Genomic DNA, 18,946 nt, shown 5'->3' with positions numbered 1-18,946 from the left:
TCTAGTTTTTAAGCGCTATCGCTATATGTGCTAAATGATGCTCACAGTGCCAGGCATACATCCCAATGGTTTCCCCAAGACTGAAGCGTTTGCCGTGTTCCGGATGTATGTATTCTCGATTGAGATCTTCAGAATGTAAAGATTGAAGGAGCGTTGTCCAGCGTGCGTGCAAGCCTTCAATTAATTTTAATGAGGAGGAGATGGCAGCAGATCGCGTATCGGGCAATTCGGCCCATTGATCTTCAAAATAAGGTTTGATCTTAGGCGCTTCTTCAGTAAGTGCCAACTTAAACCGAATAAATGCATTCATATGGCTGTCGGCACAATGATGTACTAGCTGCCTGATTGTCCAGCCATCAGGCCTGTAAGTTTTAGTCAACGTTTCTTCAGTAAGAGTTTCGGTTAATGCTGCTATCTTTTGTGGGAATTCAGCAATTGTAGCGATCCAAGCCGTCAGATGTTCTGCAGTGATGGCTTCCGGTTTCAGGAAAAGCCCTACAGGATATTTTAAAGGATCTATTTCAGACATAAGCACACAAGTATTCGTTGCCTGAATTTAGCACTTTTAAGAATGCGTTCAGTCAAATTAATTGCTGAGTTTCTTTACAAAATTGATGAAGTAATCCAGATCAGCTTTGGTAGTAGCTAAGCCCACCGAAATTCGCGTAGCTCCGCGCATTTTTTGTAATGCATTGATGATCTCACGATAACCACCTTGAAGATTCGAGGTGAAAAAATCGCTTAATTCCTCTGGAGTGAGGTCGTTATTGATCTCGTCGATACCCGGATTGCAAAAACATCCTGAACGTAAAGAAATCTTGCAAGCATTGGCTTTTTGTTCTATTTCTTCAAAGGGAATGGTGCGACCTTGAGCATCAAAAAAGTTCATTATAAGTGTTCCGCCGGTTTGCTCTCGGGTTGCAGGTCCATAAATTTTAAGCTGTGGCAAACCATTAGGGTGTTTAAGTGTTTTTAGTTGGTCAAAAAGGTATTGCGTAAGGGCATTGATACGCGCGTGAATGCGCTCAATGCCAATGCGCTCAATATGATCTAAACCAATTTTTAAGGCCGGGATATCAAGGTAATTGAGTGTTCCGTTTTCAAAACGTTCGTGATTGCGAGCCAGAAAGTGATGCGGCGATTTAACGCTGGCCAGTGTTACAGTACCGCCTGCAAACCAAGGCTTACACAGCCTATTGAATTTTGATTTCTTGACTAAAAGACAACCTAAGCCGGTAGGATAACCAAAAATTTTATAAAACGAAATGGACACAAAATCTGGCTGTATTTGTTGTAGATCTAAGGGCGAACTCGGGACATAAGCCGCAGCGTCTAGCAATACATCCCATCCTTTATCTTGAGCATACTTAACCCAATTTAAGTCGTGTTGTACTCCTGAAACATTAGATTGAGCCGGGTAAGCAAAGAGCCGTTTTACACCTTTGTCAGGAGTATCAAGTACTTCTGCCAATACTTGAGAATCTACTCTTAAATCTTCAAGTTGCATTGGGATATATCGGTGTGTGCCGCCTTTGGTTTTGCAGTATTCTCGAATTCCATTTACTGAGTTGTGATTATCTGCAAACAACGCATATTCAGAATCTTTTTCAAAAGGATAGCACTCGCCTACGATCTTTAGCGCTCCAGAAGCATTTGGAGTAATAACACAGTAGTAATTATCAAAAGCATTAAAATATGCTAAGATCCGCTGTCTTGCCTCTTCTACCAGATGGGTAGCGTGCATAGAGGTAGGATTTGTAGAATGTGGATTGCCAAAAGTATGCTGCTTCAACATCGTGTGATGCGCATCGATTTGACTGGAAGCATAAAGATTACCACCTGTATAATCCAGATAAATATGTTGTTGCTCGTCAAGACGGCTGTATTCTTGTTTGCGTAATTCATTAAAAAAATCATCATCAATCAAAGCGTTTTTTTGAAATGGAGTCGTTCTGGATTTGAATAATGTAGCAAACATGATGTTTTGTTAGTTGGTTTATATACTGAAATGATTTTGGCTGTTCAAAGCACAAAACCTCTGGTTTAGAGCTGTTGCAATTTCTTGTGAATAGCGGAGAAGGTCAATAGGGTATTTCCCCTTTTCGCAGGGGAAATAGGTCGAAATTACTAGTAAGGTATTGATTCTTAATTTTTAGAAAACAACGGCTTTAAAAGTTTACAAACGCTTACAAACATTTATAAACGAAAGTAACTACTTCTTAACCGAATATAATTTGGTGCTCATTTCATCTTTGCAGTGTAATTAATCATTAACTGTTTAACCAAAAATTTAAAATTATGAGTACGCTAAGAAACAAAGTACAGTTGATCGGAAACCTAGGAAATGATCCTGAAATCGTGAATCTTGATTCGGGTAAGAAACTGGCAAAATTCAGTATTGCAACCAATGAAACCTATAAAAACAATAAAGGCGAGCGCGTGACCGATACCCAATGGCATAATGTGGTTGCCTGGGGAAAAACGGCTGAGGTTATAGAAAACTATGTAACCAAAGGAAAAGAAGTTGCTATTGAAGGAAAACTTACCTCGCGCAGCTATGAGACCAAACAAGGCGAAAAACGCTATTTAACCGAAATTGTCTGCAACGAATTGTTGATGCTGGGGAAGTAGGTTTGCTTATCAGACTAAAGTAAAAAATGCAGTGGCTTTTTCTATAAAGAATGAAGCCACTGCATTTTTTATATCAAATTCCGAATGATCCAAAAGGAGATCACAATGGCTAAGATGATCTTTATAGCAGTAAGCCCGAAAAAGGTTTTTCTATGTCGAGCTAATTTTTGTGGTAAAGGTTTACGATAATCCAGATACATACCAAAACCCATATACGGGATGGCAATCAGCAATAATGCATTTTCTCTAAAAGCAGCACTTAAGCTCCCATTTAATACATGATGCAAAGCCCTTTGAGAACCACACCCCGGACATAGTAATCCGGTTAAAGCGTGAAATGGACACTTAGGAAAAAAGCTTACTTCAAGAGGATTATACGTTTTATAGAGATAAAGTAAAGCGACTACTAAAAGTGCTAATCCGCTAAACAGAATCTTTTTAGAACTGACTGCTTGCAACACCAATAAGCACTAAGATAAAATATAAAAAGCCCAATCCAAGTGCTACTACTGCACTTACAATAGTCCATTTTTTAGCTTCTCTCGAAGCGCGATTGGCGCCTTCAATATCACCAGCATAAAAGCGGGATTCAACTTTTGCGGCATTTACGATTCCTGCGATTCCAAAAGGTAAGCAGCATAAAACAGTTGCTAAAATAGATTCAACGAGCCAGGTTTTGGGTGGTTGTGGGTTGCTTAAATTTTCCAAAGTAAATAGTGATTAGATGAGTTCTAAAAATAGACAAATTAGTTAAGAAAAATAAAAAGCCACCCGTTTTAAAATAAGGGTGGCTTATAAAGATTTATTAGCAATAAATTTATTGGCATCGCCAATGGGTTTAATATTCAGAGGCTTTCCCTAAGGTAGTTTACTTAATCACATTGTCCATTATTTCCTGTACGATTTCAGGATTTAATAGCGTACTGGTATCTCCAAGATTTGAGGTGTCGTTGGAGGCGATTTTACGTAAAATACGACGCATGATTTTCCCGCTTCGGGTTTTGGGCAATCCGCTAGTAAACTGAATTTTATTCAGTTTGGCAATAGGTCCAATACGATCTGAAATCATTTGATTGATCTCTTTTCTCAGGTTGTCTTGATTACGGGTTTCCCCGGTTTCTTTTAAGATCACATAACCGTAAAGCGCATTTCCTTTTACTTCGTGAGGATACCCCACAATCGCACTTTCTGCAACCGCCGGATGTTCGTTAATGGCGTCTTCAATTGGCGCGGTGCCTAAATTATGACCACTTACGATGACCACATCATCCACACGACCGGTTATTCGATAATAGCCCACGCTATCGCGTAACGCCCCGTCACCGGTGAAATACATATTTTTAAAGGCAGAAAAATACGTGTCTTTATAACGCTGGTGATTGCCCCAGATAGTACGGGCCATAGACGGCCAAGGGAATTTTATACACAGTCTGCCGTCTACTTGATTTCCTTTAATTTCTTTTCCTTCTTCATCCATTAAGGCCGGTTGAATCCCCGGTAACGGAAGTGTTGCAAAGGTTGGTATCGCCGGAGTAGAATACGGAATAGGCGAGATCATAATTCCTCCGGTTTCGGTTTGCCACCAGGTGTCTACAATGGGGCAATTGCGCTTCCCAATATTTTCATCGTACCAGTGCCAAGCTTCCTCATTAATGGGTTCACCTACTGTCCCAAGTACTTTTAAAGAAGATAGATCGTGTTTTTCTACAAAATCCAGATTCTCTTTACCTAAGGCTCTGATGGCTGTTGGCGCGGTATAAAATTGTGTCACTTTATGCTTTTCTACGATTTCCCAAAAACGTGCGTGATCAGGATAACTAGGCACACCTTCAAACATTACCGTTGTTGCACCATTCGCCAGCGGACCATAGACAATATAACTATGTCCGGTTATCCACCCGATGTCTGCAGTACACCAATAAATATCATCCTCTCGATACTGAAATACATTTTTAAAGGTAAATGCGGTATACACCATATAACCTGCCGTGGTATGCACCATTCCTTTTGGAGTTCCCGTTGAACCTGAAGTGTATAAAATAAACAGCGGATCTTCGGCATTCATAATCTCAGGAGCGCAGGTTTCTTCAGCTTCATCAAGCAAGGGCTGTAACCAATGATCGCGGCCTTCTTCCATATGAATATCAGAATTGATGCGCTTAACCACCAAAACACTTTCTATGCTTTCGCAGCTTTTTAAACCTTCATCAACGATACCTTTTAGATCGATGGTTTTGCTTCCGCGGTAAGAACCGTCACTGGTGATCACCATTTTACAGCTAGAATCGTTGATTCGTGTGGCTAAAGCTTTTGAAGAAAAGCCTGCAAACACCACAGAATGTATGGCGCCAATACGCGCACAAGCCAATAGCGAAATCGCAAGCTCAGGAATCATAGGTAAGTAAATACACACGCGATCTCCCTTTTTAATTCCTTTTGCTTTAAGCACATTTGCCATTTGGGCAACACGCTTGTGCAATTCGTTGTACGTGATATGTTGTGCTTTTTCTTTAGGATCGTTAGGCTCAAAAAGAATCGCTGTTTTATCTCCGCGGGTGCGTAAATGACGGTCGATGCAGTTTTCGGTAATATTCAGTTGGGCACCTTCAAACCACTTAAATTCGGGTTTGTCAAAATCATAACTCAGTACGTTATCCCAACGCTTATGCCATAAAAAATGTTCTTCGGCTATTTCTTCCCAGTAGCTTTCCGGGTTTCTAACAGATTTACGATAGACTTGAAAATATTCTTCTAAATGTTTTATGTGATAATTACTCATGGTTGAATTAGGATTGTTCTTAGATAATCATCCTTAAAATTACTAAATCGTTATCGGTTTGCGTTTGAACAATTCTGCAGTTGCTGCAAAATTTTTATAAAAATGCGTTAAACTTCTATTATTTTAATGGCTCTGGGCCTCGCCGGCACCACTAGGGATGCGTATACGCTCAACGATCTCTTGCACGTCTTCTGGCGGAGCAGGAGTAAGCCTGCTTATGGTGACCGAAATGACCACGTTGATCAACATCGCAAACGTTCCAAAACCCTCTGGAGAAGTACCAAACCACCATTCTGAAGCAGGAAGCGGCTCAAGAACTCCTATCAATCCGGTTTTAAACCGAATCATATAAAAAAGCATCAATAGGGTGCCCACGATCATTCCGCTTATGGCGCCTTGTTTGTTCATACGTTTATCAAAAATCCCCAGCACGATTGCGGGGAAAAAGGAGGCTGCAGCGAGCCCAAAAGCCAATGCGACCACTGCGGCGACAAATCCCGGCGGATAAATACCAAATAATCCCGCAACGATGATAGCAACTAAAATGCTTAAACGTGCGGCAAGCAATTCGCCTTTTTCTGAAATATTGGGTTTGAGTTGTTTTTTGATCAAATCGTGAGATACCGAAGTTGAAATTACAAGAAGTAAACCTGCCGCTGTAGAAAGCGCTGCTGCCAGACCACCGGCTGCCACGAGGGCGATCACCCAAGACGGAAGTTGAGCAATTTCAGGATTGGCGAGTACCATAATATCCCGATCTACGTACAACTCATTTGTTTCAGCTGAAGCGTTAGTGATGATACGTTCTCCGCTGGCGCCACGCGCCTCGGTGAATTCCGGTTTTCCTGTGGTGGCGTCACCATTTACATATTGAATTTTTCCATCTTTATTTTTATCAGACCAGGCTATCAACCCCATATTTTCCCAGTTTTTAAACCATTCAGGAAGCGATGCATATTCTTGATTGCTTACCGTCTCGATGAGGTTAGTACGTGCAAAAACAGAAACCGCTGGTGCCGTGGTGTACAGAATCGCGATAAGTAAAAGTGCGAGTCCGGCTGATTTACGGGCGTCTTTTACATTAGGTACTGTAAAAAACCTTACGATCACGTGCGGTAAACCTGCAGTTCCTGCCATCAATGCGAGGGTGATCGCAAAGACATCCCAAGTTGATTTGGTGCCTTCAGTATATTCTTTAAAACCGAGCTGGGTGTGTAGATTGTCTAGTTTCTCAAGAAGAAAGGTGCCATCCTCAACACGACCTCCCATTCCGATTTGAGGAATAATATTTCCCGTCATTTGAATCGAAATAAAAATCGCAGGAACCATAAAGGCAAAAATGAGCACGCAATATTGCGCCACTTGAGTATAGGTGATTCCTTTCATTCCGCCTAAAAAAGCAAAAACCAAAACCACCGCCATTCCGATGATCACACCGGTAGTGATTTCAACCTGAAGAAACTGAGAAAATACAATGCCCACACCGCGCATTTGCCCGGCAACATAGGTAAAGGAAACGATGAGCGCACAGATCACCGCTACGGTACGCGCGGTGTTGGAGTAGTAGCGATCGCCAATAAAATCAGGAACCGTAAATTTCCCGAATTTTCGCAAGTACGGAGCCAGCAAAAGTGCGAGAAGCACGTAGCCGCCGGTCCAACCCATCAAATACACCGAGCCGTCATAACCCGCAAAAGAGATGATACCAGCCATCGAGATAAAGGAGGCCGCACTCATCCAGTCGGCTGCGGTGGCCATTCCGTTGGCTAATGGAGAAACGCCGCCACCGGCGACATAAAATTCTTTGGTAGAGCCGGCCCGAGCCCAAATAGCAATTCCAAAGTATAAGGCAAAGGTGATGCCTACTAAAATCCAGGTCCAAAGTTGAACGCTCATAATGTGATGGTTTAATTTGCAGCAAGAATCTGCTTAAATAGATGGTGAAGGCATTTATTGGCACCGCCAAAGGGTTTAATACTCCGAAGCTTGCCCTGAGGTAGTTTACTCATTATAGCCGTATTTTTTATCAAGCCGGTTCATGAGCAAGACATAAACGAAGATGAGCAACACAAAAACATAGATGCTTCCTTGTTGTGCAAACCAAAATCCTAATTTAAAACCCCCTAAACTATATCGATTGAGTAAGTCTTTAAAAAGAATGCCACAGCCAAAGGAAACCGCAAACCAAATGCTGAGTAAAATGGCTAGATATTTCTTGTTTTCGCGCCAGTAGGCTTTAGATTTTTCAGATTTAGACATGAAAATTACGTTTAAAATGCTCCCTAATATAGTTGATAAAGTTAAAGGGAGTTCCCTGTACTTACCTGTTTGTGTGAAATTTGCATAAAAAAACCCGGTGCATTGGCACCGGGTTTTTTTATAAGTTCATTCTTTTTTATATCGCGTCTACGGTAACTTTTACGTCGGCCGTGATGCGTACAACAAAAGTAACAGGAGCATCAGATACGGTTCCTGAAGCTGATAAAGTTGCAGTTGCACCATTTCTCAAGTCAGCTTCAAAAGCATCTACAAAAGTTTGGTCTACTTCAATTTCGTAAACTGTTCCAGCAGCAGCAGCGGCGGTTAAATTTACAGTATCACCATCAGAATAAGAAAACCAAGGAAAGGAGCTGCTTGCAGCGCTAAAACTTCCGCTAGCAATAACATCTTCAGTACCACTTACGCTAATAATTTGATAGGTAAGTTTTTCAATTTGTACGTTTTCTATTTTGTCTAAGTTGTCTTGAACATCTTCATTATCAATGCTTATACTTACTGATTCAGAAAAAGTAGTTTCTCCTTCAGCAACTGTGATGGTAAGATCCTTAATAATTGTTTCATCTGCGTCAAATTCAGTCAAATCATCTATTGCATCACAAGCGTTGAATGCAAATGCAAAAAGGCAAAGGGCAAAAAAGGTGGTAATTTTTTCATGTTCAAAATTGTTAATAGTTTTAACAAAAATAATGATAAAACCTTACAAACCAATTTTTTATGGTAAAATGGGGGAAATCACCCTTATTTACGTTTAAAAGAAAAGTTCTTGAGCCAGGCGATAGGTGTTTGCGTGAGCTTCGATAATGACTTTGATGTCGGGAGAATAGCCGCCACCCATACTCACCTGAACCGGAATTCCGCTTTCGCGAAAGCAAGACAGGGCAAATCGATCCCGTTCTTTACAACCTTCAACCGTACAAGATAGTCTACCTAGTTTATCGGTTTCTAAAATATCTACGCCGCTGAGGTAAAAGATAAAATCGGGCTTCACCTGAGCGATTAGGCCGGGAAGCGTTTCTTTCAGCTTTTCTAAATAAACTGCGTCACCACTTTTATCCGGAACGGCGATATCAAGATCTGAAGTTTCTTTTTTAAAGGGATAATTTCCAGCACCGTGCATAGAAAACGTAAATACCGAAGGATCGTCTTGAAAAATCTCAGCTGTACCATTGCCTTGATGTACATCTAGGTCAACAATAAGAATTTGTTTTGCCAGGCCTTCTGACTGAAGATACCGTGCTGCAATCGCTTGATCATTAAGTAGGCAAAAAGCTTCGCCATGACCCGAATAGGCATGATGTGTGCCGCCCGCAATATTGAAGGCGATCCCATATTTTAAAGCAAATTCGCAACCAGTCATTGTACCTTGAGCGATAATTTGCTCGCGGTCTACCAACTCCTGAGAGAGTGGAAATCCCGTTTTTCGAATCGCCCTGCGGTCCAGATTAAGGGCTTTAAGATCGGTGACATATTCTTGGGTGTGAACCGCGGTAAGATATTTTTCCTCAGGAAAGCCGGGTTCAAAAAAATTAGCTTCAGTACAGGTGCCTTCGCAAAGCAATTGCTTTGGGAGTAGGTCATATTTTTCCATCGGAAACCGATGTCCTTCTGGCAAGGGGTGTTTATAAATAGGGTGATAGGCGATTTTCAGCATTTAAAATTCAGAGTATTCTACTCATACAATATAACTTCTTTTTGTGTATCTATTAGTTGCCCATTAGAAGTTATTCCTTGAATGAAATATCTAAAGTTTACTGCCGGTTTTTTAATCGTAATTACCACCTCCCCGCGATCATTTGTTTCTAAGTTTCCTTTCCAGTCAATGACTCCAAATTTTTGGAAGAATTCGTCAGTATTACTTTGATATTTAGGGACGTAATATTTTTTCTCTTTTGAAAAATATAGAGGGTATTTGAAATTTTGAGCGACAGGAACATCAAGATAATCTATAAAATTCTTACTATAGTCCATATAGATTTTTATAGAACCTGCTCCAGCCATACTGCTTTCACCAAGACCCGAACGATTGATTTCTATATAGTCTATAAAATTAAAAGGAAGAGTAATGAGCATTTCACTACTGTAAACAGGCATGTCATTAATATAAAATTGCATTTGGCCAGGTGCCTTTGATTTGCTTAAGGTAACTTTACTCCTTAAGTTTATTACGGTCATTTTTTTTCCAAAATCTTGTTGCACCTCTATACCAGGCTTGGTCATAAGGTAGTCACCTAGAGTATTATAATAAATCTTGTCTTCTGGAGTAAGGATATGTATATCGCCAAAACTACGAGCCTCTAATTTATTAGTTCTAATTATTTTTTTATCCAATTTACTTTTGACAACTACTTCGTCAAGTTTTTCAACATCTTTTTCTAATACAAATGGTTTTACATCTGTATTTATAAATTCTTTTGTTTTTGTTTTAGGATTGAGATCATAGTGGATATTAAAGGTTGGGATTTTTGAGGGGTAGATAGTATAGGAAAGTTCTGCGGGTTGTAGTTTTTTATTAGGAAGTATTTGCGATACATAAAGGCTATCTCCTTCCATAGGGATAAAGTTTTCTACTTTAAAACTTTCTTTATCCAATGGTATATCAGAGTATGCAGGGATGTTTGTTGAGGTGGCGTGTAATAGATATTTCTGGCCTAATCTTTTTTTAGGCTTATTGTTTATTTGAGCAGTTAGTGTGGTATACTGTTCAAAGCTGTATTCATACTTTTGATCCTTTTTAAATATGTTTTCCCAATTATAACTACTCCAGCCCTGTGTAAGCAAAAGATTGTCTAATTCTATGCGTTTGTTTTTTGAAGTGTTATCAAAATACCAATTGCCGTTCTCTAAATCGCCCTTGATGTAAGGTTGCAACATAACTTGGGATATCAGGCTGTTCTCTGGATTGTAAGAAATACTATTTGACGGGAGTAACGCGATACTAGCACTTAAGCTGTCTTGTTCCAATGAAATATTTGAAAACTTAATTTTTAAAGAATCGCTTGTTGATGTTAATTGATGTTTTTCAAGATTTTTAAGTGGTAAATTTTGATAATTAAAAAAAAGTCTTTCGGCTAAAGGCTGAAAATTAGAATTAAATATTGTTAGTACTTGAATGCCAGATGAAAGTGAGTCTAGAGGGAAGGCAATAGGGACTGTCTTTCTATTTTCAAAATTAAATGAGAGTGCAGTGCTTCGGTTTCTTGATTTTAATGTTAGATAGAATTGCTTTTGTTTAATTTTTTTAAGCGTGTTTGAGTTGGTATTTACGGCTACATTTAGATTTCCTTTATATTCTGAAGCAGATAGAGTTATTCCTTCTTCATTTACCGTCGGAGTAACTCTAAAATCATAATATTTTCCTGCAAAAAATGTTTTGATGGTATAGCTGTTTCCCTTAGAAGGAATAAAGGCAATACGTCCTAGCCCCATTTGATTTAGAGTGGTTTTTGCAATAGTAATTCCTTCATCAGTTTCCAATTCAATATTTAAGTTAGGAATTCCTCTTCCTTGGCCATCTTTGGCAACAATGCCAACAGTATTAACAACTCCGCTTAGAAAATGACCACTTTCTGGGAGTAATTGAATGTCTGGTTTTTTTGAAAAGGTAGTATTGCTTTCGGTAATTTCGTGGTTTTGAGGAAAAATTTGAAGTTGCTGAATAAAGTAATTATGAGCATCAAAATTTTTCATCCAGTTGGTGTACGCCGTGATAGAATAGGTGCCTGTAGAAAATAAAGAGTCTATTTGAAACGTATTTTGAGAAACACCATTTTCAATTAAGAGCATTTTCTCTTTTATAACATTACTATGTTCATCTTTGATTTGAACATAGAGATTAGTAGTGTTTCTTGAAGGTTTAAGCGATTTCCTATCTAGTACATAAGCTTTGAACCCTATTTGTTCACCAACAATATAACTTGTTTTATTTAAATGTAAATAAGCCGTCTCAACAGGGAGTTGCGTTTGAGAATCAATTAAATTACTAAGCTTCTCAAGTGAATATTGGCTATATATATTTAATGTTAAGAAGAAGGAGAAAATGAAAAGGAGAAGCGCTTTACCCATTGCTTAGAGATTACGATTATATCAAATACTTAATAGTAGTTAAATAAACTATTATTTATCGTAATAAGATAAGCATTGTTTATGGATTTAAGTATTTAGTTTATGCAATTTAAGTTGAATGCGCTTACGTTTAATGTCTACCTCAAGCACTTTAACCACGACCTGTTCTTGCAAACTCACGTGGGCATTTACATCACTTACGTACCCGTCAGCGAGATTTGAAATGTGAATCAGTCCACTTTCTTTGATCCCGATATCTACAAAGGCGCCAAAGTTGGTGATGTTATTCACGATCCCGGGAAGTAATTGACCCGGCTCAAGATCTTCGATCTTATGTATGTTTTGATTAAAGGTAAAGGCCTTTGCCGGTTCTCGTGGATCCAAACCAGGTTTTTCGAGTTCGTCTAGAATATCTTTTAAGGTAAGTTCGCCCACTTCATCAGAAACATAATCCTCGAGACTTAATTCTTTGATCACAGTTTTATTGCCGACCAATTCTGCTACGGAAAGCTTCAGATTTTTAGCCATTTTTTCAACCAAAGCATAACGCTCAGGATGCACAGCCGAATCATCTAACGGATTTTCAGCATGCTTGATACGTAAAAAGCCAGCGGCTTGCTCGTAAGCTTTCGCACCCAAACGCGGAACATTTAAAATTTCTTTCCGCGAAGCGAAAGCACCATTTTCATCTCTGTAGGTTACAATATTTTCAGCCAGTTTTGATCCAATTCCAGAAACATAACTCAGCAACGGAATGCTGGCGGTGTTGATGTTTACACCTACCGTGTTCACACAACTTTCTACCACGCGATCGAGTTCGTTTTTCAATTTGGTTTGATCCACATCGTGTTGGTACTGTCCCACGCCAATGGATTTCGCATCGATTTTTACCAACTCCGCAAGCGGGTCTGCAAGTCGGCGACCAATGGAAACCGCACCGCGCACCGTCACATCATAATTGGGGAACTCGTCTCGCGCGATCTTTGAAGCCGAATAAATACTTGCACCGGCCTCGCTCACCACAAATACCTCAAGATCCCGATTAAATTGCATGCGCTTGATAAACTGCTCGGTCTCTCTGCTGGCGGTCCCGTTACCTATGGCGATGGCTTCGATCTTATGCGCATCTACCAGAAAACTGATCTTACGCATCGCACCTTTAGTATCGTTTTTAGGAGGATGTGGGTGAATGGTTTCATTATGCTGTAAACCGCCATTTTCGTCAAGACAAACCACTTTACAACCTGTTCTAAAACCCGGATCAATCGCAAGAATACGTTTTTCGCCAAGTGGCGAACCTAGAAGCAGTTGGCGTAAATTTTTTGCAAAAACACTAATCGCTTCTGCATCCGCTTTTTCTTTAGCAATGCTTAAAGCCTCGTTGCTCAACGCCGGAAACAGCAAACGTTTATAAGCATCAGCAATGGCAAGCTCAATGTGCTCAGCACAGTCTCCGCGTGATTTGACCATTCTATTGGCGATATGCGCTAAAGCGCGATCGGTATCAATATCCAGCTTTAAACGAACAAAACCTTCATCAGCCGCACGAGAAAGTGCCAGAAAGCGATGCGAGGGAATGCGGTTTAAGGCCTCTTCCCAATCAAAATAATCTTTGTATTTAAGCGCTTTCTCATCGTCTTTTTTAGACTTCACTACCTTAGAAGTAATCTGTGCGTAACGTTCTATTTGGTTTCTTAAATAGTTGCGCACATCGCTGCGCTCATTCACCCATTCTGCAATGATGTGTCGAGCACCCTCAAGTGCTTCTTCTATGGAAGTTACTTCGTTGTTCAAAAACCTTCCGGCAGCTTGCTCCAGATCGCGCGTGTTTTGCGCCATAATTATTTTGGCGAGCGGTTCTAGACCGTTCTCACGGGCGGTATCTGCTTTGGTTTTACGCGTCTTTTTATACGGAAGATATAGATCTTCTAAAGCAGTAGCATCTGTAGTGTTTTCTATTTGCTTTTGAAGTTCTGCAGTCAAGACCTCTTGCTCTTCTAAAGCTTTCAGAATGGTAGCTTTCCGCTTTTCTAAAGTCTCAAATAGCTCTTTAAACTTTACAATTTCGCCCAGTTGCACTTCATCTAAATTCCCGGTGCGTTCTTTACGGTAACGCGCAATAAAGGGGATGGTCGCATCTTCATCAAGAAGTTGCAACACATTCTTGATGCCCGTTTCCGGAAGATTGGTCGAAGATTTTAGGTAGGAGAGGAGTGCTGTCATAAAAAGAATAATACTAAAAAAAGGGAAGTAAAATTACTACCTCCCTTTTAAAATTTATAAAAATTGGATCGAGACATTAACTCACAACCTCACCGTTCTTTACTCCGGCGGTATCAGGATTCATAAACACGAGTTTTCCTTGTTTATCTTCGGTCATTAAGATCATTCCCTGGCTTTCTACACCGCGAAGTTTACGCGGAGCCAAATTAGCTACAACGGTTACTTGCTTACCAATGATGTCTTCCGGTTTAAAGCTTTCTGCAATACCAGAAACAATGGTGCGCACATCAAGACCAGTATCTACTTTTAGGGTTAAAAGCTTTTTGGTTTTGGCCATTTTTTCAGCTTCCAGAATAGTTCCTACCCGTAAATCTAACTTGGTAAAATCATCAAATTCGATGGTGTCCTTTTGTGTGGTTACCGGAGTGTTTTCGGCTTGATTGCTCATTTTAGTCGCTTCTAATTTGTCAAGTTGTTTTTGTATTTGCTCGTCTTCTATTTTACTGAATAGAAGTGCAGCTTTGTTGATGCTGTGCCCTACAGGAAGTAAATCTATTTTCTCTCCAAGAACCTCCCAGCTCAACGGCTCAGGAAGTTGCATAAGCGGATCTTCACTCTCTATATTGAGCATTTGCTTGAGTGTTTTTGCCGTGTGTGGTAAAAACGGTTCACTCAAAACAGCTAAGGTTCCTGCAATTTGCAATGCGATGTACATTACCGTTTTGGTGCGCTCAGGATCGGTTTTGAAGGTTTTCCAAGGTTCTGCATCAGCCAGGTATTTATTTCCTAAGCGCGCAACATTCATCAGTTCGTTTTGCGCTTCGCGGAAACGGTAGCGTTCAATAGAACTCGCGATCACTGCAGGATAGGCTTTCATTTCGGCTAAGACTTTTTCGTCTTCAGCATTAAAATCAAGCGCCTGCGGAATTTTCCCTTCATAGTATTTATTGGTCAACACCACCACGCGGTTGATGAAGTTTCCGAAAATAGCAACCAGCTCGTTGTTATTTCTGGCTTGAAAATCTGCCCAGGTAAAGTCGTTATCTTTCGTTTCTGGAGCGTTGGCCGTAAGCGTATAACGCAACACATCCTGCTGCCCCGGAAATTCTTCAAGGTACTCGTGCAACCAAACCGCCCAGTTTTTTGAAGTAGAAAGCTTGTTGCCTTCTAAGTTCAAAAATTCATTTGCGGGCACATTATCTGGTAAAATATAGCTTCCTTCGGCTTCCAGCATACTCGGGAAAATGATACAGTGAAAAACAATATTGTCTTTCCCGATAAAGTGTACCAACTTAGTGTCGTCTGCTTTCCAGTAGTCTTCCCAGTTTTTGCCTTCGCGCGCAGCCCATTCTTTGGTTGAAGAAATATAGCCTATTGGGGCATCAAACCATACATAAAGCACTTTACCCTCAGCACCATCTACCGGTACGGGAATTCCCCAATCAAGATCGCGGGTTACTGCACGAGGACGTAAACCTTCGTCGATCCACGATTTACATTGGCCGTAAACATTCGGTTTCCAGTCTTTTTTATGTCCGTCAAGAATCCATTTTTTTAGAAAATCTTCATAGCGATCCAGTGGTAAAAACCAGTGTCTGGTTTCTTTTAAAACCGGCTTTGATCCAGAAATGGTTGATTTCGGATTGATCAAATCGGTTGCATTTAAAGAAGAACCGCAATTCTCGCACTGATCACCATACGCTTCCTCGTGACCACATTTTGGGCATGTTCCGGTTACAAAACGATCGGCTAAGTATTGATTGGCTTCGGCATCAAAAAGCTGCTCGGTCACTTCTTCAATAAAATCACCTTTTGCATAAAGCGTTTTGAAAAATTCTGAAGCCGTATCGTGATGTACTTGTGCCGAAGTGCGCGAGTAATTGTCAAAAGAAATCCCAAAATCTTCAAAAGAATCTTTGATGATCTTGTGGTATTTGTCTACCACTTCTTGCGGAGTGATTCCTTCTTTTTTGGCTTTGATGCTAATGGCAACACCGTGCTCATCACTACCGCAGATGTATGCGACATCTTTACCCATCCCTCTCAGGTAGCGGGCATAAATATCTGCAGGAACATAAACTCCGGCTAAATGCCCAATGTGAATTGGCCCATTGGTATAAGGTAATGCGGCGGTAATCGTATATCGTTTCGGACTCATAATGCGAATAAAATTTCAGCGGCAAAGATACCATTTATGCATATAAACAAAACCAGACTGGCACTTCATTTAATTAGTGCGTATATTGGTATATTACATTTTAAAACAATACTGTGTTTTCTGTGGCTTTTTGACAAACTAATCGGCGATTGCAGTAGTTGTTTTTCTTGATTAACGATTTAAAATTAAAGCCTTTAGGCACTATTTAGCTGTTTATGTTGACCCCGCCCTATTTAAAAAAAGGAGATAAAGTTGGTATTGTATGTACCGCACGTAAAGTAGACCGTGACGATCTGGAAGAAGGAATTGCGCTTTTAGAAGCCTGTGGACTAGAACCTGTTTTAGGAAAAACCATTGGTGCTTCAGACCATCAATACGGTGGTTCTGATGCATTGCGCGCAGCAGATTTACAAGCGATGCTTGACGACGAAGAAATCAACGCGATCTGGTGTGCAAAAGGAGGTTATGGGACGGTGCGTATCATCGATGAGATCAACTTTTATAAATTCATTAAATATCCTAAATGGATCATAGGATATAGCGATGTGACGGTTTTGCATTCTCAAATTCACAAATTAGGGTTTGAAACCATTCACGGAGTTATGCCTGTGGGAATAGGTCGCAATACTGCTGTTGCCAAACAAACGCTTGAAAATGCCTGGTTTGGTAAGCCCGTACATTATCACATTGAAAGTGCTCCTTTAAACCGATTGGGAACAGCAAAAGGTGAACTAGTAGGCGGAAATATCTCTATTTTATATTCGCTTTGCGGAAGCCACTCTGCCATAGATACGACCAACAAGATTTTGTTTCTTGAAGACCTGGACGAATATTTATACCACGTAGACCGAATGATGGTCAATTTAAAACGCAACGGCATGCTGCGTAATATACGCGGCTTGGTGGTAGGCGGACTTACCAGTATGCACGACAATTCTACACCTTTTGGGAAAACGGCCCAGGAAATAGTTATGGATGCTGTTGAAGAATACGATTACCCGGTATGTTTTGATTTTCCGGCGGGGCATTTAAAGGATAATCGCGCGCTTATTTTGGGCCGAAGCGCTTCACTTGAGGTGAATGAGCGTGGTGCCAAACTCTATTTTGATCAATTGGAATAAGGCTTATGAACCATAACGAACTCGGGAAATGGGGTGAAGAATATGCTGCGAACTATCTCGAGAAAAAGGGGTACGAACTATTAGAACGCAATTGGTTTTTCAATAAAGCCGAATTGGACATTATCGCGCTAAAAGACGATCAATTGGTCGTTGTTGAGGTCAAAACCCGTAATTCTGATTTTTTTGGTGATCCACAAGATTTTGTGACGCCGGCAAAGATCAAATTGCTGGTAAAAGCGACCAACGAATACATCATCTCAAACGATCTGGATCTTGAAGTTCGTTTTGATGTGATCGCTGTTTTAAAAAATAAAACCCAAGAACAACTGGAGCATTTTGAAGATGCGTTTTATTATTTCTAAGACATTATTATGGCTAATCAGTGGGGTATTCCGGAAGACGTTGAAAAATTGGTTTTAATTCGTGATAAAACGTGTGTGTATTGCGGCGTTGATTTTTCAATCACTCACGTATCAAGAAAAACTAAGCCATCTTGGGAACATATAATTAATGATATTCATCTTTCCTCAGCAGATAATATTGCGCTCTGTTGTACTTCTTGTAACGCGAGCAAAGGAGCTAAGAAATTAGAAGAATGGCTTACTAGCAACTATTGTTTATCAAAAAATATAAACGAGAATACGGTAGCAGGAGTAGTTCAAAATGTAATCAGAAAGAACATCTCTAAAACCTAAAAAGAGAAATCAAACTTGAGTTGATTCCTCTTTTTTAAAAGTTAGTCTTCCGCAGTAATTTGTTGTTTTATGGTCGCTATCGCCCTCAAAATAATCGCTACATAAAGTCCTTGAACTAGAATACTTGCAGGACCGGCAATGGCCACCATGATTACGGTTAAGAACATAAATCCTAAAATTAAAGTGATTATCCCGGTTACTTTGGGCAGCTGGCCAAGATGATTGGTTTTATAAAGCCCAATTCCCATACAGATAAAAACAATTCCAAAAAGCACGCTGTAGATCAATGCAAAAGCTTCAAGCTTGATGTATTGAAAATGGAGATCAACGATCGAGTAGATCGCGATCAAGGTGTTGATCGCAATGGCGATAAGCGCACTGGTTTTTAGAAAGCCGGCTTTAAACAATTCGCCGATCAAAACAAAAGCGCGCATATGCAACGCAAAAGCGATGGCGGCAAGTATGGTGATGGTAACATAGAATACTTCGCCAAAATAATAACCGCCGGTGGCAAGAAAAGTGGTTTCTTCAATAAGTTGAAAAACCAATAAGAGCATACTCAGAATTCCCGCAACCCAACCGAGATTGAGCTGGTTGAATAAGAACGACACCTTTTTATTGTCATCGATTTCAAGGAAAAAAGCCTTCTTTACTTTCTTTTCAAAAACAGATTCCTGTAAGTCGTCGAGGTCGCGATCTAGCGCAGCGAGAATGGTTTTTACGGTGTATACACGCGGCATAACTTCGCCGGCTTCAATGCGCTGAATGGTGCGCACCGAAATATTACACTGTTCTACAAGTTCTTCTTGAGTAAATCCTTTTTGCTGACGTAATTCTAAAATTTTCAGCCCTAATTGTGGTTGTTTCATGAGTGACATAAGATTGCTCTTGTAGTGATGCGCATCTAAAAATACAAGAATGTTAGACAGTGCAATACTAAAAACAGCAACCTATTTCAGCCAATTTTTTGGCACACAATTTACCCGACATTCACCCG

At 40.2% G+C, this 18,946-nt stretch carries 17 protein-coding genes; 4 read left to right on the top strand and 13 right to left on the bottom strand.

The window, feature by feature from the left end; all coding sequences use genetic code 11:
- Position 1: 1 nt before the first annotated feature.
- Positions 2-529: a YfiT family bacillithiol transferase gene (locus WA338_RS04995; protein ID WP_009781835.1), complete on the bottom strand. Its 528-nt coding sequence runs from the start codon at positions 527-529 to the stop codon at positions 2-4.
- Between the two features lie 57 nt (positions 530-586).
- The gene (locus tag WA338_RS04990) at positions 587-1,978 is read right to left on the bottom strand and encodes an aminotransferase class V-fold PLP-dependent enzyme (RefSeq protein ID WP_009781834.1); all 1,392 of its coding nucleotides are present in this window, start codon (positions 1,976-1,978) and stop codon (positions 587-589) included.
- A gap of 320 nt (positions 1,979-2,298) precedes the next feature.
- On the opposite strand from WA338_RS04990, the gene WA338_RS04985 reads away from it, so the two are divergent.
- Positions 2,299-2,631, top strand: a complete 333-nt coding sequence (locus WA338_RS04985) for a single-stranded DNA-binding protein (RefSeq protein ID WP_009781833.1) — start codon at positions 2,299-2,301, stop codon at positions 2,629-2,631.
- Between the two features lie 68 nt (positions 2,632-2,699).
- On the opposite strand, the gene WA338_RS04980 is transcribed toward WA338_RS04985, so the two are convergent.
- From WA338_RS04980 to metG, 10 genes are all read right to left on the bottom strand, one after another.
- Entirely contained in the window at positions 2,700-3,089 is a 390-nt protein-coding gene (locus WA338_RS04980; RefSeq protein WP_195891568.1) for a DUF2752 domain-containing protein, read from the bottom strand.
- Positions 3,070-3,339: a CD225/dispanin family protein gene (locus WA338_RS04975; RefSeq protein WP_009781831.1), complete on the bottom strand. Its 270-nt coding sequence runs from the start codon at positions 3,337-3,339 to the stop codon at positions 3,070-3,072. Before WA338_RS04975 ends, WA338_RS04980 begins: the two co-directional genes overlap by 20 nt.
- A 160-nt stretch (positions 3,340-3,499) precedes the next feature.
- On the bottom strand, positions 3,500-5,410 hold the full coding sequence (gene acs / locus WA338_RS04970; protein ID WP_009781830.1) for an acetate--CoA ligase: 1,911 nt from the start codon (positions 5,408-5,410) through the stop codon (positions 3,500-3,502).
- 123 nt (positions 5,411-5,533) lie between these two features.
- A complete protein-coding gene (locus WA338_RS04965) occupies positions 5,534-7,306 on the bottom strand; it encodes a sodium:solute symporter family protein (RefSeq protein WP_272986141.1) in 1,773 nt (590 codons plus the stop codon).
- Between the two features lie 105 nt (positions 7,307-7,411).
- Positions 7,412-7,669, bottom strand: coding sequence for a DUF4212 domain-containing protein (locus tag WA338_RS04960; RefSeq protein ID WP_272986140.1), 258 nt, complete (start codon positions 7,667-7,669; stop codon positions 7,412-7,414).
- Positions 7,670-7,805: 136 nt separating this feature from the next.
- Entirely contained in the window at positions 7,806-8,270 is a 465-nt protein-coding gene (locus WA338_RS04955) for a hypothetical protein (protein WP_336092361.1), read from the bottom strand.
- A gap of 168 nt (positions 8,271-8,438) precedes the next feature.
- On the bottom strand, positions 8,439-9,341 hold the full coding sequence (locus tag WA338_RS04950) for a histone deacetylase family protein (protein ID WP_336092358.1): 903 nt from the start codon (positions 9,339-9,341) through the stop codon (positions 8,439-8,441).
- 17 nt (positions 9,342-9,358) lie between these two features.
- The gene (locus WA338_RS04945) at positions 9,359-11,752 is read right to left on the bottom strand and encodes a hypothetical protein (protein WP_272986137.1); all 2,394 of its coding nucleotides are present in this window, start codon (positions 11,750-11,752) and stop codon (positions 9,359-9,361) included.
- An 87-nt stretch (positions 11,753-11,839) separates the two neighbouring features.
- Positions 11,840-13,975 (bottom strand): Tex family protein, encoded by a 2,136-nt coding sequence (locus WA338_RS04940; protein ID WP_336092355.1) that lies wholly within the window; start codon positions 13,973-13,975, stop codon positions 11,840-11,842.
- A 76-nt stretch (positions 13,976-14,051) separates the two neighbouring features.
- Positions 14,052-16,133, bottom strand: coding sequence for a methionine--tRNA ligase (gene metG / locus WA338_RS04935; RefSeq protein WP_336092353.1), 2,082 nt, complete (start codon positions 16,131-16,133; stop codon positions 14,052-14,054).
- A 215-nt stretch (positions 16,134-16,348) separates the two neighbouring features.
- On the opposite strand from metG, the gene WA338_RS04930 reads away from it, so the two are divergent.
- The 3 genes from WA338_RS04930 to WA338_RS04920 are packed head-to-tail and all read left to right on the top strand — an operon-like array spanning position 16,349 to position 17,949.
- Complete coding sequence (locus WA338_RS04930; protein WP_009781823.1) at positions 16,349-17,254, top strand: S66 peptidase family protein; 906 nt, start codon at positions 16,349-16,351, stop codon at positions 17,252-17,254.
- 5 nt (positions 17,255-17,259) lie between these two features.
- Complete coding sequence (locus WA338_RS04925) at positions 17,260-17,616, top strand: YraN family protein (protein WP_336092349.1); 357 nt, start codon at positions 17,260-17,262, stop codon at positions 17,614-17,616.
- Between the two features lie 9 nt (positions 17,617-17,625).
- Positions 17,626-17,949 (top strand): HNH endonuclease, encoded by a 324-nt coding sequence (locus WA338_RS04920; protein ID WP_336092346.1) that lies wholly within the window; start codon positions 17,626-17,628, stop codon positions 17,947-17,949.
- Between the two features lie 41 nt (positions 17,950-17,990).
- Here WA338_RS04920 and WA338_RS04915 read toward each other — a convergent pair whose 3' ends face one another.
- The gene (locus WA338_RS04915; protein WP_336092343.1) at positions 17,991-18,818 is read right to left on the bottom strand and encodes a helix-turn-helix domain-containing protein; all 828 of its coding nucleotides are present in this window, start codon (positions 18,816-18,818) and stop codon (positions 17,991-17,993) included.
- Between the last annotated feature and the right edge of the window lie 128 nt (positions 18,819-18,946).

This window comes from Leeuwenhoekiella sp. CH_XMU1409-2, assembly GCF_037029365.1.
In the GTDB taxonomy this organism is placed as follows: Bacteria; Bacteroidota; Bacteroidia; order Flavobacteriales; family Flavobacteriaceae; genus Leeuwenhoekiella; species Leeuwenhoekiella blandensis.
Note: the sequence above shows the minus strand (reverse complement) of the source record. Positions and strands in the feature narration are given on the sequence as shown.

Excerpts from the sequence above, each read along its gene's own strand:
- WA338_RS04960 (WP_272986140.1), bottom strand. The coding sequence starts at position 7,669 with ATGTCTAAATCTGAAAAATCTAAAGCCTACTGGCGCGAAAACAAGAAA.
- WA338_RS04925 (WP_336092349.1), top strand. The coding sequence starts at position 17,260 with ATGAACCATAACGAACTCGGGAAATGGGGTGAAGAATATGCTGCGAAC.
- WA338_RS04940 (WP_336092355.1), bottom strand. The coding sequence starts at position 13,975 with ATGACAGCACTCCTCTCCTACCTAAAATCTTCGACCAATCTTCCGGAA.
- WA338_RS04985 (WP_009781833.1), top strand. The coding sequence starts at position 2,299 with ATGAGTACGCTAAGAAACAAAGTACAGTTGATCGGAAACCTAGGAAAT.
- metG (WP_336092353.1), bottom strand. The coding sequence starts at position 16,133 with ATGAGTCCGAAACGATATACGATTACCGCCGCATTACCTTATACCAAT.
- WA338_RS04920 (WP_336092346.1), top strand. The coding sequence starts at position 17,626 with ATGGCTAATCAGTGGGGTATTCCGGAAGACGTTGAAAAATTGGTTTTA.
- WA338_RS04995 (WP_009781835.1), bottom strand. The coding sequence starts at position 529 with ATGTCTGAAATAGATCCTTTAAAATATCCTGTAGGGCTTTTCCTGAAA.
- WA338_RS04950 (WP_336092358.1), bottom strand. The coding sequence starts at position 9,341 with ATGCTGAAAATCGCCTATCACCCTATTTATAAACACCCCTTGCCAGAA.
- WA338_RS04990 (WP_009781834.1), bottom strand. The coding sequence starts at position 1,978 with ATGTTTGCTACATTATTCAAATCCAGAACGACTCCATTTCAAAAAAAC.
- WA338_RS04930 (WP_009781823.1), top strand. The coding sequence starts at position 16,349 with ATGTTGACCCCGCCCTATTTAAAAAAAGGAGATAAAGTTGGTATTGTA.
- WA338_RS04945 (WP_272986137.1), bottom strand. The coding sequence starts at position 11,752 with ATGGGTAAAGCGCTTCTCCTTTTCATTTTCTCCTTCTTCTTAACATTA.
- WA338_RS04965 (WP_272986141.1), bottom strand. The coding sequence starts at position 7,306 with ATGAGCGTTCAACTTTGGACCTGGATTTTAGTAGGCATCACCTTTGCC.
- WA338_RS04915 (WP_336092343.1), bottom strand. The coding sequence starts at position 18,818 with ATGAAACAACCACAATTAGGGCTGAAAATTTTAGAATTACGTCAGCAA.
- acs (WP_009781830.1), bottom strand. The coding sequence starts at position 5,410 with ATGAGTAATTATCACATAAAACATTTAGAAGAATATTTTCAAGTCTAT.